Raw genomic sequence first — 14,934 nt, 5'->3', positions numbered from 1 at the left:
TTGATTTCTTTTTTAAACAATATGTCTGGTTATGGACTAAACCAGCAAGTTTAAGTTGCAGATAATTATTATGTCTCGAACCCATTCACAGCCTAAGAATAAATCTAAAAATATTGCTTATGATCAACGGGCAGGAAAGAGTTCTGCTTCAAAAAAAAACCATCATCTGATTGATATTATTCCTCAGCTTTTTTGGATTCATAATGACCTCTGCAAATATATAAATTTATCCTTACGTCAGTATGTCGGAGGAATGGATTTATCCGCAGATAGCTTCAATTTGGTCGAATATATTCATCCAGAAGATGTACTAGCATTAGATGAATTTTTGCATCAACCGATAATTGCCGAGCTCACATTTGAAAAAACCTGTAGGATTCGTAATCGTCAGGGCCAGTATCATTGGTTCTTAGTCCAAGGTGAAATGGATCGCTCTACCGCTGGATTTCAACTGAGTTGCACTGATATTCATCAGGGCATGAAAATTTATATCGAGTCTTTGGCGCTGTTACGTGCCCATTCGGATATGTTAAATGCCAGCGTAGACTGCATTATTGTAGTTGAGCCAGATGGTATGGTCACACATATGAATAAGTCGGCATGTGTCATGTTATTGGGAAGTGCAGATGTTAAGGACTTTGGTATGTCTTGGGTCGAACTTTTGCCTCCTGCGGCGCGTAAAAAAGCCAAAAAAGCATTGTATGATGCAGGCCAAGGCCAAATTTCCCGTTTTAATGGCATGAGTTTATCGGATGGTAAAGTTTATTATTGGGATAATGTTCTGACACCTGTACTTGATGTTGACGGAAAGACCCAGAGTATTTTATGTGTTTCACGTGATATCACGCTGCAATATCTCACCGAACAAAAATTAAAACAAGGCAGTGAACGTGATGAGTTAACCGGTTTAAATAACCGACGTGCGTTTAAAGAAAAAATCAGAAAACTGTATAGCAGTGCACGTGATAAAAAACAAAAGTTAGCCGTCATGTTGATGGATTTAGATCACTTTAAAACCATCAATGACACACTGGGTTATACGGCAGGTGACCACCTTTTAAGAATTTATCGAAACGTTTAAAACAAATTTTAGAAGGACGTGCTTTCTTGGCACGTCTTGGTGGGGATGAGTTTGGTGTGATTATTCCGAATGTGCAGGATATCGGTGAGCTCAATCAAATTGCCCAGCAGATTTTGCAACAACTCGAGATTCCCATCACATTTTCGGGGAACTACATCAATGGTGGTATGAGCATTGGATGTGGCCTCTATCCAGATGATGCCAATGACCTCAGTGAGTTACTCAAATGTGCCGACACAGCACTTAATGATGTTAAAGCACAAGGCCGTGGCGGTATGCGCATGTTTGATCAGGATATGTTTAATGCAGTACGGGAACAATCTGAACAACTGAATTGTGCGCACCAAATTATTCGTAATGTTGCCATCGAGGCTTTCTTTCAACCGAAGGTCTGTTTAGATTCAGAACGAATTATTGGTTATGAAGCGCTATTACGCTGGCGTGATGATCAGAATAACATTCAAAGCCCTGCACGAATCGCAGCAGCTTTTAATGATTATGAGTTATCCAGCCGTATTGGTGAGATTATGCAGCATCAGGTTTTCAAGCAGATTACTGAATGGTGGGCAAAAGGCTTACACATTGTACCCATTTCAATTAATGCAGCACCTGTTGAGTTTATGCGTGATAATTTTGCGGAGATCTTTTTAAAACGTCTCAAATCCTACCGCATACCCTCAAAATTTGTTGAAATTGAGGTTACTGAATATCATTTGGCTGAACGCGGCTATGAATATGTGGTTCGTGCTTTAAAAAAACTCAAAGCAAATGGTGTGCGAATAGCACTGGATGATTTTGGTACGGGGCATTCTTCTCTTACTCATTTGCGCGATTATCCTGTTGATATTATTAAAGTTGACTGCTCTTTTGTACAACGCTTAAGTGATGATAAATCGATTTATGCCATTGTCGAAGGGTTAGCCAAACTCGGCCCGATTTTATCAATGGATATCGTTGCCGAAGGCATTGAAACCGAAACACAATTGCAGCTGTTAAGAGATATGGGCTGTCGTATTGGGCAAGGTTATCTGTTTAGTCCACCTGTTTGTGCTCAGCAGGCAGAAATGCAGTTGCTAAAACTACACTAGGCTTCATAGCGACTGTTCTCATGAACTCAAACATGATAGGCCATTAAGTTAAAGGCAAAGGCTTAAACGGAATAGAACAGAATTTTTTGTATAAAAAAGTGTTGTAAAAGCAAAAAAATCAGCGTATTTTAAATTTCAGATAACATATTTTTTGAAGATATAAAAATGTTAAAGCAACCTGTAATCTCTAACGCAAATTATTACTTCTGGCAATTTAGATAATTGCCTGAACGCGTTCGGGCATCAAGAGGTTGCCCACCTAGTTAATACCTGATCGGCAACCCTGGTCAGGTTTTTTTATATCTGCTGTTTTAATAAATTTTGGAGTACTTCATGAAAACAACTAACTATTCATACTTTAGCAACTTTTATTGGTTTTACTTTAGTCAATTTATGACTTTAGCCCAGCAATCCATTAGACCCATAACGCTCAAATAAAAGATCGGACTGAACACCACAGTCCAAAGGATACAAACCAATGAATGCTCTAAATACTGCACTACAAAGTACTCAAACGACAGTTCAAGAAACACTTTTAAGTTTGCCGCAGCAACTCAAAGCGCAGTTGCCACTTTCAACGCCATTAAAACTACAAATTGCTGAACAGCGTCAAACCATTCAAAATATATTAGAAGGCAAAGACCATCGTTTAATGGTCATTACAGGCCCGTGTTCCATTCACGACCCTATTGCGGTTTTAGAATACGCTGAAAAGTTAAAACAATTACAAACCAAAGTTTCAGATCAGATTTTCTTCGTAATGCGTGCCTATATTGAAAAACCACGGACTACGGTGGGCTGGAAAGGTTTTTTATACGATCCTTTACTTGATGGATCTTCCAATATGCAGTTGGGATTAGAGCAGTCTCGAGCATTGTATTTAGCGATTATTGAAATGGGTTTGCCGATTGCTACAGAAATTTTAAGCCCGATGGCGACTGCTTATTTCGACGATCTGTTGGCATGGGGAGCTATTGGTGCGCGTACCAGCGAGTCGCAGATTCATCGTGAAATTTCGAGTCATATGCCGTTTAGCATTGGTTTCAAAAATGGCACAGATGGTTCAATTCAAATTGCTCTGGATGCGATTCAGTCTGCATCAAACCCTCACCAGTTCATGGGAATTGGGCAGCAAGGCATGGCATGTATGCTTCAGTCCCAAGGAAATCCGAAGCCACACTTGATTTTACGTGGTGCAAACTCGGGGCCTAACTATGCTTTAGCCGATATTCGTCATATGCAAGATAAAGTCAAAGATGAATTACCTGCTTTGGTGATTGACTGTAGTCATGGTAACAGTAGTAAAAATCCACTCAATCAACCTAATGTATTGCGTAGCATTGTTGCAGAACGTACGCAAAGCAATGTGTGTGGTGTCATGCTTGAAAGTCATTTGGTTGATGGTAATCAGAAAATTTCAGATGACATGGTCTATGGTCAGTCTGTTACGGATGGCTGTTTAGGCTGGGAAAAAACCGAGCAAGTACTTTTAGAGGTTGCCGACACATTACGCAGCCACGCTGTTCAACGTAGTGCTTAATCAACGCAGCCAAAAAGACCTTTCATTGAAAGGTCTTTTTTTTGTGATGTAGTTCAATAAATGAAGATAATAAATTGAAAAATAAGCTAAAAATTATTTATCAAACGATAAATTAGGTTGAGCTAGAGCAGAAACTTATGCAAAATCAGAAGCCTGAAAGAACACGATAAAAAATTGTATTTTGAAGAAAAGAAATGCTTTTTAAAGTCAGCTATTTGCACTAATTTTTAGAGAACACTATGTATTCTGCAGAACTTTTAGAAGAAGCCCGTCGGATGATGTTTCACATGCTCAGCAAAGTGGTTGAGTATGGTGGTTCAGACTTATTTATATCTGCAGACTTTCCGCCAAGTATTAAGCATCAGGGCCTCATGAAGCCATTGGGTCAACAAAATTTGCCATCTGATCAGACCAAACTCTTTGCTTATAGTTTAATGAACGAAAAGCAACGATTGGAGTTCGAAACCGAGCTTGAGTGTAATTTTGCAATTAACGTTCCCAATGTTTCGCGTTTTCGTGTCAATGTTTTTCAGCAGCAACTGCATGTGGGGATGGTGATTCGTACGATTACTGCGGAAATTCCTAACTTCACTAAGTTACAACTTCCAACGTCTTTAAAAGACGTAATTATGGAAAAACGTGGTTTGGTCCTCGTTGTCGGTGGTACAGGGTCGGGTAAATCGACGTCTTTAGCAGCCATGATTGATCATCGAAATGAAAACTCGGCAGGGCACATTATTACAGTTGAAGACCCTGTGGAGTATGTACACAAGCATAAGAAATCGATGATTACTCATCGGGAAGTGGGTGTGGACTGTCATTCTTGGCACAATGCTTTGAAAAATACTCTGCGCCAAGCGCCCGATGTCATTTTAATTGGTGAGATTCGTGACACGGAGACGATGGAACATGCCATAGCTTTTGCGGAAACAGGCCACTTATGCCTGGGGACACTGCATGCCAATAATGCAAATCAGGCTTTAGATCGAATTATTAACTTTTTCCCAGACGAACGTCGCAATCAACTTTTGATGGACTTATCTTCCAATATGAAGGCGATTATTTCACAGCGTCTGGTGCGAACTGAAGATGGGCGTGGCCGCCGAGCAGCAGTGGAAATCATGCTCAATACACCGTTGATGTCAGACTTGATACTTAAAGGGAATTTCCACGAACTCAAAGAAGTGATGTCGAAATCACGAGAGTTAGGCATGCAGACTTTTGATCAGGCTTTGTTTGATTTATACAATCAAGGTGCAATCGCTTATGAAGAAGCACTACGAAATGCAGACTCGGTCAATGAATTACGTCTACAGATTAAATTAAAGAGTAGTCGTGCCAACCCGCAGTTAAACTCAAATAGTGCTTTGTCTTTTGATCAAGCGGTTGCTGAAAAAGCCAAAGACGCTGAAGAAGAGAAGGCCGACGCCTAATTTTCTGAGTCCGTAAGTTCATTGCTATGCGCATACGGACTGATATTTTAAGCGGTTTTCTTTCTATTCGCGATAAAGGCATAGAACAATAAACTTAAAACGGTTGTCAGTGCACAGAATAAATAGGTGAAGCTATAACCTTGCTTAGAAATGAGTAGACCCAACAATACAGAGCCAAGAGCAATACCTAAGTCATACATGGTAAAGAACGTGGAGGTCGCATGGCCAATCCGATGCTTTTCCGCACCTTGAATAGCTAAAGTTTGTAGACAAGGCTGTGCAGAACCAAAGCCCATGCCAACGCATACAGCCGCAACCAATAAACCCGTCAGAGATTGAATCTGACTGAGAATCATAAGCCCCAAGCTAAATAATATAATCGCTGGATAAATCACATAACTTGCCCCACGACGGTCATAAATTTTGCCTGTAATTGGGCGTAGGCTCATCATGGAAATTGCAAAGACGATAAAAAATAGGCTCGCATAGTTCAGCAGATGTTTAGACTCTGCATAAGTTGAAATGAACGACATGATACTGGCATAGGAAAAAGAAACGATCATGCCCATAATTGAAATATTCAAGGCTTTAGTTTCAACAAAGTCATGGATATTGAGCTTGCGCTTCACGGGTGGTGTCAATTTTTGAGTGGTCTGCTGAATTGGGATAAAGAAGCAAAACAAGAAACCGAGACAGACACTAAACGCTAAAATCCCTGCGACCATTGGATAGGATACAGACTGGATCAGAGTTTAACCGAGGAATGGCCCAAGTACAATCCCCAGATTAATGGACATGACAAAATAGCCCATGCCTTCGCCTTTACGTTTTTCTGGAATAAACTCATTGTCGATAGGTACGGCAACTGTGGTGACGATGCTGAACCAAATGCCATGTAGAAAACGAATCAGTAGTAAAAGTTGTAAATTATCAGCAAACAAATAGGCCAAGGAAAACAAACAAAATAGGGCTTTCGCGATAAAAAGCGTTTTCTTATTGCCAAATTTTTCAATAATGAGTCCGCTAAAAGGGCGAACTGCGATAGACGATGCCATGAACAAAGTCATGGCTAAGCCTGCTTGAGCAAGGCTTCCACCCAAATCATTCAAAATATAGATTGGAAGGATTGAGGTCTGTGCAAAGTAAAAGATGAACAAAAACAGATTGTTCGCTAAGCAAAGAATAAAAGACTTATTCCATAGTGATGATGTATTGAGAGCAGACATGCAGAACCCTTGGCTCGAAGATGAGGCTACAGGACGTAAACTGTTGTTATTATTTTATACAGAAGCTAGGGTACGGCTGTGAAATTGAAACAACCAGATTATAAGATAATGCACGTGAAAAGTATAATTATAGTGATAAATTAGGTATTTAATTGATGTGAATATATAAATATCGAGTTGATTTATCAGAATAAGATAATTTTTTTAAAAAATCAGTCCGCAGACTGATTTTTTGAGCCGTAAATATGAATACTAGGCTTTTAGACCCGCTTCATAGGCTGTGCTTGAAAGGAGTTGTTCTACATCTGCGATATTGTCTGGTTTGATTTTATAAATCCAACCTTTGCCGTAGGGGTCATCATTGACGAAGTCAGGATCATCTTCCAGATTGGCATTGATTTCTACCACGGTGCCAGAAACTGGTGCATGAATATCAGAAGCTGTTTTTACAGATTCCACCACACCCGCTTGTTCGCCCGCAGTGATTTGTTGACCAACTTCTGGTGTTTCAACGTAGACTAAATCGCCTAAGGCATCCTGTGCATGGTCTGAAATACCAGTTACAACAAGATCACCTTCAATACGCACCCATTCATGTGTACTCGCATACTTCAATTCTGAAGGATGATTCATGAATAACTCCTTAAAATACAAAAATCATTTTTCGCATGATTTATACATGCTTTTCTATCAAAACAAAAGATCTATAAATACGGATCTTTACGCCAATTACTTGGGCTGCGTCCACTCCAACGCTTAAAGGCTCGGCTGAAATTTGCCACATCACTATATCCCAGTTCGTCCGCAATTTGCTCTAAGCTATAGTCTGTACGTGACAAAAGTGACGTGGCATGACGGTAACGAACTTCATCCACAATAGTAGAAAAAGACGTGCTTTCAGCAGCCAATTGGCGTTTCAGTGTGCGATCAGACATGTGTAAGAGGTCAGCTACGTGCTCGATGCTTAAATAGTGTTGTTCTGAGCGCGTTAAAATGTCACGAACACGCATCGATAATCTTCGGCGTTCGCCCATGGCTGAGAGTTCAGCTTCACATTGATTAATGGCTATTTGGCTTGCAAGTGGGTCAGCATTGACCATTTTAAAGCCTAGATAATGCTTATCAAAACTCAAAAGTAAATGTGGTTGATCAAAGCGAACACTATGGTTAGGTAGCTTTGCACGATAGCGATCAAAGCCTTCGGGTTCTGGAAAATCGAAATCAATTTCCCCAGCCAGATTTTCAATGCCAGTGAGCGCCTTGCTCATAGAAACAATGCCAAAAATAATACTGATCGCAATATCGGTACGCAACGGTTCTATATCGACATCACAGCGTAATTGTAAAGTCGCTTTTTCGCCAAAGGTGGAAAAGAAAAGCTGCAAAAAAGGCATGCGCAGTTGAATAAAACGGTTAGCAAGTACCAAGGCTTCGCCAATATCATGAGTTGTCATAATGGCATAGCCAATGAAGCCATGAATTGAAATACGCATTTGCGTGCCTAGATGGTAGCCAAGCGTGGGCTCACCAGTGAGACGGCTGGCCAACTTCACAAGTTCATTGGCAGTATGAACGGGTATGCGGAACTCAGGCTCTGCGAGTTGTTCACTCGTGAGTTGAAAAGGGGAAAATAGCGTCTCTGCATTATAGCCCCAACGAGACACAACATCTAACAACAATAAGCCATAAACACCAGGAATTCCTTGATCTTGGCGAAGTGAAACTGTTTTCATGCGCGATCCATTGCATTTTTCTTTCTTTTCTGACTGAAGTTATATTGGCATGAATATTTCAAATTCATGGAGCATATTGTTGGACAATATGCTCCAAGCCTATATCAATTCAGTATCCTTTTCATTTCTTATTTAGTGGAACGATATTATAAATATCATAAATTTCTGAGCAAAAATATAAGACTCTCGATAAAAATAAAGGCTCAGCAAATGATGCTAAAAGTTAAGTAAAATCTTTTCAAAATCAGCACGCTAAAATCATTGATGATAATGATCTAAGCGTGCTGAGGACGGAAAGTAAAACTAGGCTTCTTTCTTTTTAATTGGATGTTGTTCCGTTAAAAATCCACCTGTTTGACGCTGCCAAAGGTGCGCATAGATACCATTTTTTTGAATCAGCTCTTCATGTGTCCCTTGTTCTGCAATACGACCTTCATCAAGCACGATCAAACGATCCATTTGAGCAATGGTTGAAAGACGGTGAGCAATCGCAATCACCGTTTTATCTTGCATTAGGTCATCAAGGCTAGATTGAATTGCAGCTTCAACTTCTGAGTCTAGGGCACTGGTGGCTTCATCTAAAATTAAGATTGGTGCATCTTTCAAGAACACACGAGCAATGGCGATACGCTGGCGTTGGCCACCTGAAAGTTTCACTCCACGCTCACCAACATAGGCTTCATAACCTGATTTACCACGTAAGTCAGTCAGCTGAGGAATAAACTCTTCGGCTTTGGCTTTACGTACAGCAGCATACATTTCTTCATCACTGGCATTGGGACGGCCATATTTAATATTTTCTGCAACACTGCGGTGTAGCAGGGAGGTGTCTTGAGTCACTAAGGCAATATTACGACGTAAGCTGTCTTGGGTGACATCTTCAATATTCTGTCCATCAATTAAAATTTCACCTTGTTTCAATTGATAAAAATGTAGCAATAGTTGAATCAGTGTTGATTTTCCTGCACCAGAGCGACCCACGATCCCAATTTTTTCACCAGCTCGGATGCGTAGGTTTAAATTGTCGATGACATTTTTACTGTTATACGCAAAAGTTACGTCTTTAAATTCGATCATGCCTTGTTTAACTTCAAGGTCTTTGGCATCAGGTTTGTCTTGAATCGTGATCGAACGACCGAGGGTTTTCATGCCATCTTGAATGGTGCCGACACTTTCAAAAAGTGCTGAGGTTTGCCACATGATAAATTCAGCAATACTGCTCAGTTTTAAAATCATAGCCGTTGCAGCAGCAATAACACCAAGTTCAACTCGCCCATTCATCCATAACCAAACTGCAGTGCCCAATACGCCCGCGTACAGTACTATATTTAAAAACAGGATACTGATTTCATACTTAGCACCTAAACGCATTTGTTTATAAACGGTGACCATGAACTCCTGCATCGAGGATTTGGCATATAAGCTTTCACGTCCTGCATGGGCAAAAAGCTTCACTGTTTGAATATTAGTATAAGCATCGGTAACACGGCCAGTCATCACAGCTCGGGCATCAGCCTGTTCATTTGAAACTTTACTCAAACGTGGGATGAAGTAATACGCAGCACAGATAAACAACGCCAACCAGACCAGTAAAGGCAATATTAGGAGTGGGGAAATAGCGGCAAGTACCAAATTGACTGTGACAAAATAAATGAGCACATAAGCTAACATGTCACCCAAAATAACCCAGAACTCACGTATTGCCAGTGCAGTTTGCATGACTTTTGCGGAGAGTCTTCCTGCAAAATCATTGTGAAAAAAGTCGAGGCTTTGCTTCAGCAGTAAATTATGAAAGCGCCAGCGCAGACGCATCGGAAAAGTGCTAAATAATATTTGGTGTTTAATAATCGACTGTAAACTGGCAAATAAAATATTGGCCAATAAAATACAGAATAAAAGGACTAAATTTGAACCATGTTCTGCTAAAAATGTTTCTGGCTGGCTTTTACTGAGCCAGTTTACTAAGTCACCAATTTTGGCATAAAACAAGGCTTCAAAACTGGCAGCACCAGCCGTGAATAAAACCAAAATCAGCAAATAGCCACGTACACCTTTAGCGGCCTGCCATACAAACGGAAAGAACGTGGTCGGTAAAGGTTGGTTTAAACCTTCTTCTGGATAGGGATCAACACGTTTTTCAAACCATTTGAACATGAATAAAACCTTCTAAAAATAAGTCATTTATAAGGTAATGACTTGTTTTATAAATAAGCAGAGTTTGAAAATTTTAGCATGAAAAGACCTCAGTGGTCTGTGTAAATTAAGAGAGGCTAAACGATGTTGTAGCAGTATGGATAGCAAGAAATGTAGATGAATAGATATAAAAAGTCTGAGAGAGATGGTTGATGAAAGGGAATCCAATCAAATGAATCCCCCAAGATGCTTAAAGCATTAGTTTGCTTGAGCTTCTGATGTCGCAACCGCATCAGATGCAGCAGCTTCTGAAGCAGGTGCTGCATTTTCAGTTGCAACAGCAGCTTGAGTGGTTTCTACAACTTGAGTTTCTGCTGCAAAAGAAGATGTCGCTGCTACAGCTAAAAGGGCGGCACATAAAGATTTATTTAAAGTATTCATTTTAGAAAGTCTTACAAAGTGAAAAGGAGTGGCTAATTTAATGAAGAGAAAAGGTTGATATTGTGATATTGAGGTATATTTCATGTAAATAATCACATAATTAACTTACATAATACACAAGGTAAATAACACAGTTGTTGAAAAACTAATGTTATGTATTTTCATAATTTTTATTCTAGAGTTGGTGATTTAGAACGTATATTAAAATGCCTATTCTTCGTTTTTAAGACCTTAGTATGCTAAAACTAGAGTGGTTTTAGCATACCAAAGTGAAAAAATTACGGGTTTGACATTGCGATTTGCATGTCATATCCCGATGGTGCTTGGTAAATTTTGAGACCAAATTCGGGAAGAATGGCAATTAAATGATCGAAAATATCCGACTGAATCGCTTCATAATCTTTCCATGCAATTTGATTGCTAAATGCATAAATTTCCAGTGGCAAGCCTTTTTCAGTCGGTTGTAACTGACGTACGATTAAAGATTGGTGTTTTGAAATGTTCGGATGCTGATTAAGGTACAGCTCAACATACGCACGGAAGGTCCCAATATTGGTTAAACGTCGCTGATTACAAGGAGATGTATTGCTCAATTTCTGATTAAACTCAATCAGCTCTGTACTCTTGTGATCTAGATATTGGTCTAATAATAAAAACTCTTTAAGTTTGCTTTGTTCTGCTTCAGACATAAAGTGAACGCTACTTTGGTCAATATAAAGTGAGCGTTTGATACGACGTACGCCTGCCTGTGACATACCCCGCCAGTTTTTAAAAGTATCAGTGACCAATTTGTTGGTTGGAATTGTGGTAAAGGTTTTATCAAAGTTCTGTACGGTGATGGTATGTAATGACATATCAATGACATCACCGTCTGCATTCAGGGATGGCATTTCAATCCAATCTCCAATGCGGACCATGTCATAGGATGAAATCTGAACAGAAGCCACCAAAGACAAAATGGTGTTTTGGAAGACCAACATCAGCACTGCCGCCATAGCACCGAAACCCGCCAGCAAGGTGAATACATCTTTTTTCAGGAAAGTCCCTAAGATCATCAAGCCACAAACGATGAAAATAATCAGTTTGATTAGCTGTAAATAGCCTTTGATGGGTTTATTTCTAGACTTCGGATTGCGTTGATAAACTAAATTGAAGATATTCAGTAATTCACCAATCGCGAGCGCAATGGTTAAGAAAATAAAGGCCTGTGCCGCCATTTGGACAAAGCTGACCATTTTCGCAGACAGGTGAGGAACGGTGACGATACCATTCATAATGACGATTGCTGGGACAATGTTCGCAATTCGACGAATCACGCTATGCTGCGACATGATGTCGTGATTGGCAAATTTTAGCTTAGTGATGAGATGCCGAATACCACGAACCACAACATGCTTGGCAATAATATATGCCAGTATAGCCACTAAAATGAGTATGCAGAATCCTGTCAGCATTTCGATCCAAGGATACTGATCCGACCAGTCTTTTAAACTCTGTATAAAATGAAAATTATCCAAAATGCGATCTTCTTTTGATTAAAACACTGCAAATAGTGTAATCAGCTATACGAATTAAGCAAATTGTGTCACTAAGTTTATACATGTTTTCAACGACTTGTTTATTTACTCTCTTCGATTCGATTTTCAGTCATTATTTGGATGTCGTGAAGTATAGCTCGTTGATGGTTGGGATATGTCAGGTCAGTGGAATGGTGAATTAGTTTTATAATGAACTAGGAAAAAAGAAGCTTCCAATATGGAAGCTTCTGATGGCTCAATAATTACCACATGAGATCATCAGGGATCACGTATGCAGCGTATGGATCTTCCTCATCGGTGACTGCTTCATTTTTCTCTGAGGTATTTACGATAATAAAGCCTTCAAGTTTGGCATTAATACGATCAGCTAAAGCTTTAGGTAAGAAGGCATAGCTTTCATGATCACGTGCAATCACGAGGCTACCAGCAACCAAGGCATTATAAATTTGTTGATTGATATATTGTTTTTTGATTTTGCCATCGTCAATAAACTGATAGGCCACGTCACCGTCGGTATCCCGGATTTTATGCTGCGTGATCATTTGAATGATCGTCGCTTTGAGCTCTTTTTCTTGCAATATCGCTTTCTTTTCAAGTTCAATAGCTTGATCTTTGGCCTGTTTTTGCTGTTTGTCTTGTGCAATTTTTGCCTTGATCTCAGCTTCACTGCTTTGACCTGTTCTTTGCTCATGCACTGCTTGTTTAGAAAGTTTTTTGGCCTTTTTGTTGTCAACTAAACCGGCTTTGAGTAACTGAGCCTGTAATGCATTTTTTACCATAGCGAATTCCACAACTGCGTTTAAAAACGACGATAACGAAAGTAAATGATCCAATATACAACACTAAGGATCAAGCTTAATGCTGTTGGAACTAAAAAAGAATTGAGTTTTAAATAGGGATACATCCAACTTGCACAGAGTCCACCGATCAAAAAGCCACTTAAAATCAAAAGATGTAAAACTACGCGCCGACGCTCAACCACGAGTCCGCGCACTCGATAGCCAAGCGCTAAACCGAGGTCGGTAAGGACACCCGATAAATGTGTAGTGCGAATGATAGTGCCTTTATAATGGCTCACCATGGCATTTTGCACACCCATTGCGACGCAGGCCCAGAGTAAAGCATAGCGTGGAAAATAAGGCAGAAAGAACCAACACAGAAAAATAAAAAAAGCCACTAACGTGAGTGGTACGCCATAGCGGCGTCCCAATCGAAAGTGACTATTTCCCAGAATTACACCGCTATAAAATGAACCGATGACATAGCAGACAGTTACTAATAGCAAATATAAAATGCTTTCGGATTGCCAATGTACAAGCGACATCGCCAAAACACTTACATTACCAGTCATATGGGAAACAGACTGGTGTAAAACAGTCACCAGTCCTAAGACATTAATCATTCCTGCATTGACTGCAAGAAAGAATGCCCCCAGTTGAATCCAAAGTGGTAAGTGTTGAAATGGCATAACTTCAAAAAAGAAATAATATACTGATTCTACAATATATTATTTTGAAGCGCGGTCAACTGCTGCAGTAAATAATACGTCAGTTGATGAGTTCAATGCGGTTTCAGTAGAGTCTTGTAGTACGCTAATCACCATACCAATTGCAACCACTTGCATTGAAATATCAGATGAAATACCAAACAGTCCACACGCAACAGGGATCAACAGCAAAGAACCACCTGCGACACCAGAAGCACCACAAGCTGAAACTGTTGCAAGCACAGATAAAATCATCATGGTGGTAAAGTCAACATTAAGACCTAGTGTATTGACTGCTGCCAGTGTAAGCACGGTAATAGTCACTGAGGCGCCGGCCATGTTAATGGTCGCACCGAGTGGAATGGCTACACTCGCTGTAGATTCAGCAACACCCAAACGTTTTGCAAGATCTAAGTTCACAGGAATGTTCGCAGCAGAACTTCGCGTGAAGAAAGCAGTGATACCACTTTCACGTAAACACTGAAATACCAAAGGATATGGATTGCTACGTGTTACCACAGCAACCATAAGCGGGTTGATGACTAAGGCAACGAAAGCCATTGTGCCGAGTAAGACCGCCAATAAGTGTGCATAGCTTGCTAATGTGCTTAAACCTGTTTCTGCAAAGGTTACCGCCACTAGACCGAAAATACCGATAGGCGCAAAGTTAATCACCAAACGAATCACGCTATTTACTGCGTGTGCAGTATCATTGAGTAAGTCTTTGGTTGAGTCTTTGGCATGACGGAATGCAGCACCCAAGGCCACAGCCCACGCTAAAATACCAATGAAGTTTGCTTCACTAATGGCAGTTACAGGGTTAGCAATAAAGCTCAGCAGCAGGTTCTTAAAGATTTCAATCAAGCTACTTGGTGGTTGTAAGTCAGTATTTGCAGGTAAATTTAAGAACAAAGTACTTGGGAAAGCGATGCTGACAGCAACTGCTGAAAAAGCAGCCAGTAGCATACCCACGGCATACATGATGATGATAGGACGTAGATTCGCACTATGACCTACTTTAAAATTTGCAATAGAAGCAAGAACCAAGACAAATACAAGTACAGGCGCGACAGATTTTAACGCTTTAATAAATAAGTCGCCTAGCAGGCTCAAATAAGGTGCAACGCCTGGGAAAACAAGGGCTACACCAATACCCAAAATAATGGCAATAATAATTCGAGTAACTAGACTCATTCGCGCTAAAACAGAAAACATAGAGGCGCCTTGTTGAAATT

General features: G+C 40.1%; 12 protein-coding genes and 2 pseudogenes. 4 read left to right on the top strand and 10 right to left on the bottom strand.

Annotation, left to right across the window (positions count from 1 at the left end):
• Positions 1 to 70: 70 nt before the first annotated feature.
• Both AC5EUN_RS08265 and AC5EUN_RS08260 read left to right on the top strand, forming a co-directional pair.
• Positions 71 to 1,308, top strand: a pseudogene (locus tag AC5EUN_RS08265) (diguanylate cyclase domain-containing protein); the annotation flags it as partial.
• A 48-nt stretch (positions 1,309 to 1,356) separates the two neighbouring features.
• On the top strand, positions 1,357 to 2,169 hold the full coding sequence (locus tag AC5EUN_RS08260) for an EAL domain-containing protein (protein ID WP_493352490.1): 813 nt from the start codon (positions 1,357 to 1,359) through the stop codon (positions 2,167 to 2,169).
• A gap of 386 nt (positions 2,170 to 2,555) precedes the next feature.
• Here AC5EUN_RS08260 and AC5EUN_RS08255 read toward each other — a convergent pair whose 3' ends face one another.
• Positions 2,556 to 2,669 (bottom strand): hypothetical protein, encoded by a 114-nt coding sequence (locus AC5EUN_RS08255; RefSeq protein WP_157843581.1) that lies wholly within the window; start codon positions 2,667 to 2,669, stop codon positions 2,556 to 2,558.
• Here AC5EUN_RS08255 and AC5EUN_RS08250 point away from each other — a divergent pair.
• On the top strand, positions 2,648 to 3,709 hold the full coding sequence (locus AC5EUN_RS08250) for a 3-deoxy-7-phosphoheptulonate synthase (protein ID WP_010326643.1): 1,062 nt from the start codon (positions 2,648 to 2,650) through the stop codon (positions 3,707 to 3,709). The genes AC5EUN_RS08255 and AC5EUN_RS08250 overlap by 22 nt on opposite strands.
• 239 nt (positions 3,710 to 3,948) lie before the next feature.
• Positions 3,949 to 5,142 (top strand): PilT/PilU family type 4a pilus ATPase, encoded by a 1,194-nt coding sequence (locus tag AC5EUN_RS08245; RefSeq protein ID WP_010326644.1) that lies wholly within the window; start codon positions 3,949 to 3,951, stop codon positions 5,140 to 5,142.
• Between the two features lie 47 nt (positions 5,143 to 5,189).
• On the opposite strand, the pseudogene AC5EUN_RS08240 reads toward AC5EUN_RS08245, so the two are convergent.
• The 9 genes and pseudogenes from AC5EUN_RS08240 to sstT all read right to left on the bottom strand — a co-directional run bounded on the left by AC5EUN_RS08240 (position 5,190) and on the right by sstT (position 14,914).
• Positions 5,190 to 6,368 (bottom strand): annotated as a pseudogene (locus AC5EUN_RS08240) (MFS transporter).
• A 252-nt stretch (positions 6,369 to 6,620) separates the two neighbouring features.
• Complete coding sequence (gene gcvH, locus AC5EUN_RS08235; RefSeq protein ID WP_058951997.1) at positions 6,621 to 7,001, bottom strand: glycine cleavage system protein GcvH; 381 nt, start codon at positions 6,999 to 7,001, stop codon at positions 6,621 to 6,623.
• A 71-nt stretch (positions 7,002 to 7,072) separates the two neighbouring features.
• Positions 7,073 to 8,101, bottom strand: a complete 1,029-nt coding sequence (locus AC5EUN_RS08230; protein WP_004693238.1) for an AraC family transcriptional regulator — start codon at positions 8,099 to 8,101, stop codon at positions 7,073 to 7,075.
• 303 nt (positions 8,102 to 8,404) lie between these two features.
• A complete protein-coding gene (locus tag AC5EUN_RS08225; protein WP_010326648.1) occupies positions 8,405 to 10,255 on the bottom strand; it encodes an ABC transporter ATP-binding protein in 1,851 nt (616 codons plus the stop codon).
• 237 nt (positions 10,256 to 10,492) lie between these two features.
• Positions 10,493 to 10,759 carry a hypothetical protein gene (locus tag AC5EUN_RS08220; RefSeq protein WP_035330456.1) on the bottom strand — a complete coding sequence of 89 codons (267 nt, stop codon included), beginning with the start codon at positions 10,757 to 10,759 and terminating at the stop codon, positions 10,493 to 10,495.
• A 194-nt stretch (positions 10,760 to 10,953) separates the two neighbouring features.
• A complete protein-coding gene (locus AC5EUN_RS08215) occupies positions 10,954 to 12,192 on the bottom strand; it encodes a mechanosensitive ion channel family protein (protein ID WP_010326650.1) in 1,239 nt (412 codons plus the stop codon).
• Positions 12,193 to 12,455: 263 nt separating this feature from the next.
• A complete protein-coding gene (locus tag AC5EUN_RS08210) occupies positions 12,456 to 12,992 on the bottom strand; it encodes a DUF2058 domain-containing protein (protein ID WP_005399509.1) in 537 nt (178 codons plus the stop codon).
• A gap of 20 nt (positions 12,993 to 13,012) precedes the next feature.
• Entirely contained in the window at positions 13,013 to 13,681 is a 669-nt protein-coding gene (locus AC5EUN_RS08205; protein ID WP_010326651.1) for a YoaK family protein, read from the bottom strand.
• Between the two features lie 39 nt (positions 13,682 to 13,720).
• Complete coding sequence (sstT, locus tag AC5EUN_RS08200) at positions 13,721 to 14,914, bottom strand: serine/threonine transporter SstT (RefSeq protein ID WP_004979798.1); 1,194 nt, start codon at positions 14,912 to 14,914, stop codon at positions 13,721 to 13,723.
• Between the last annotated feature and the right edge of the window lie 20 nt (positions 14,915 to 14,934).

The organism is Acinetobacter sp. CAU_H_S170_2 (genome assembly GCF_058890445.1).
This window is presented reverse-complemented; position numbering and strand designations above follow the sequence as displayed.

Coding starts and splice junctions, on each gene's coding strand:
- AC5EUN_RS08210 (WP_005399509.1), bottom strand. CDS start 12,992: ATGGTAAAAAATGCATTACAGGCTCAGTTACTCAAAGCCGGTTTAGTT.
- AC5EUN_RS08205 (WP_010326651.1), bottom strand. CDS start 13,681: ATGCCATTTCAACACTTACCACTTTGGATTCAACTGGGGGCATTCTTT.
- AC5EUN_RS08230 (WP_004693238.1), bottom strand. CDS start 8,101: ATGAAAACAGTTTCACTTCGCCAAGATCAAGGAATTCCTGGTGTTTAT.
- AC5EUN_RS08225 (WP_010326648.1), bottom strand. CDS start 10,255: ATGTTCAAATGGTTTGAAAAACGTGTTGATCCCTATCCAGAAGAAGGT.
- gcvH (WP_058951997.1), bottom strand. CDS start 7,001: ATGAATCATCCTTCAGAATTGAAGTATGCGAGTACACATGAATGGGTG.
- AC5EUN_RS08260 (WP_493352490.1), top strand. CDS start 1,357: ATGCGCATGTTTGATCAGGATATGTTTAATGCAGTACGGGAACAATCT.
- AC5EUN_RS08250 (WP_010326643.1), top strand. CDS start 2,648: ATGAATGCTCTAAATACTGCACTACAAAGTACTCAAACGACAGTTCAA.
- AC5EUN_RS08220 (WP_035330456.1), bottom strand. CDS start 10,759: ATGAAATATACCTCAATATCACAATATCAACCTTTTCTCTTCATTAAA.
- AC5EUN_RS08245 (WP_010326644.1), top strand. CDS start 3,949: ATGTATTCTGCAGAACTTTTAGAAGAAGCCCGTCGGATGATGTTTCAC.
- sstT (WP_004979798.1), bottom strand. CDS start 14,914: ATGTTTTCTGTTTTAGCGCGAATGAGTCTAGTTACTCGAATTATTATT.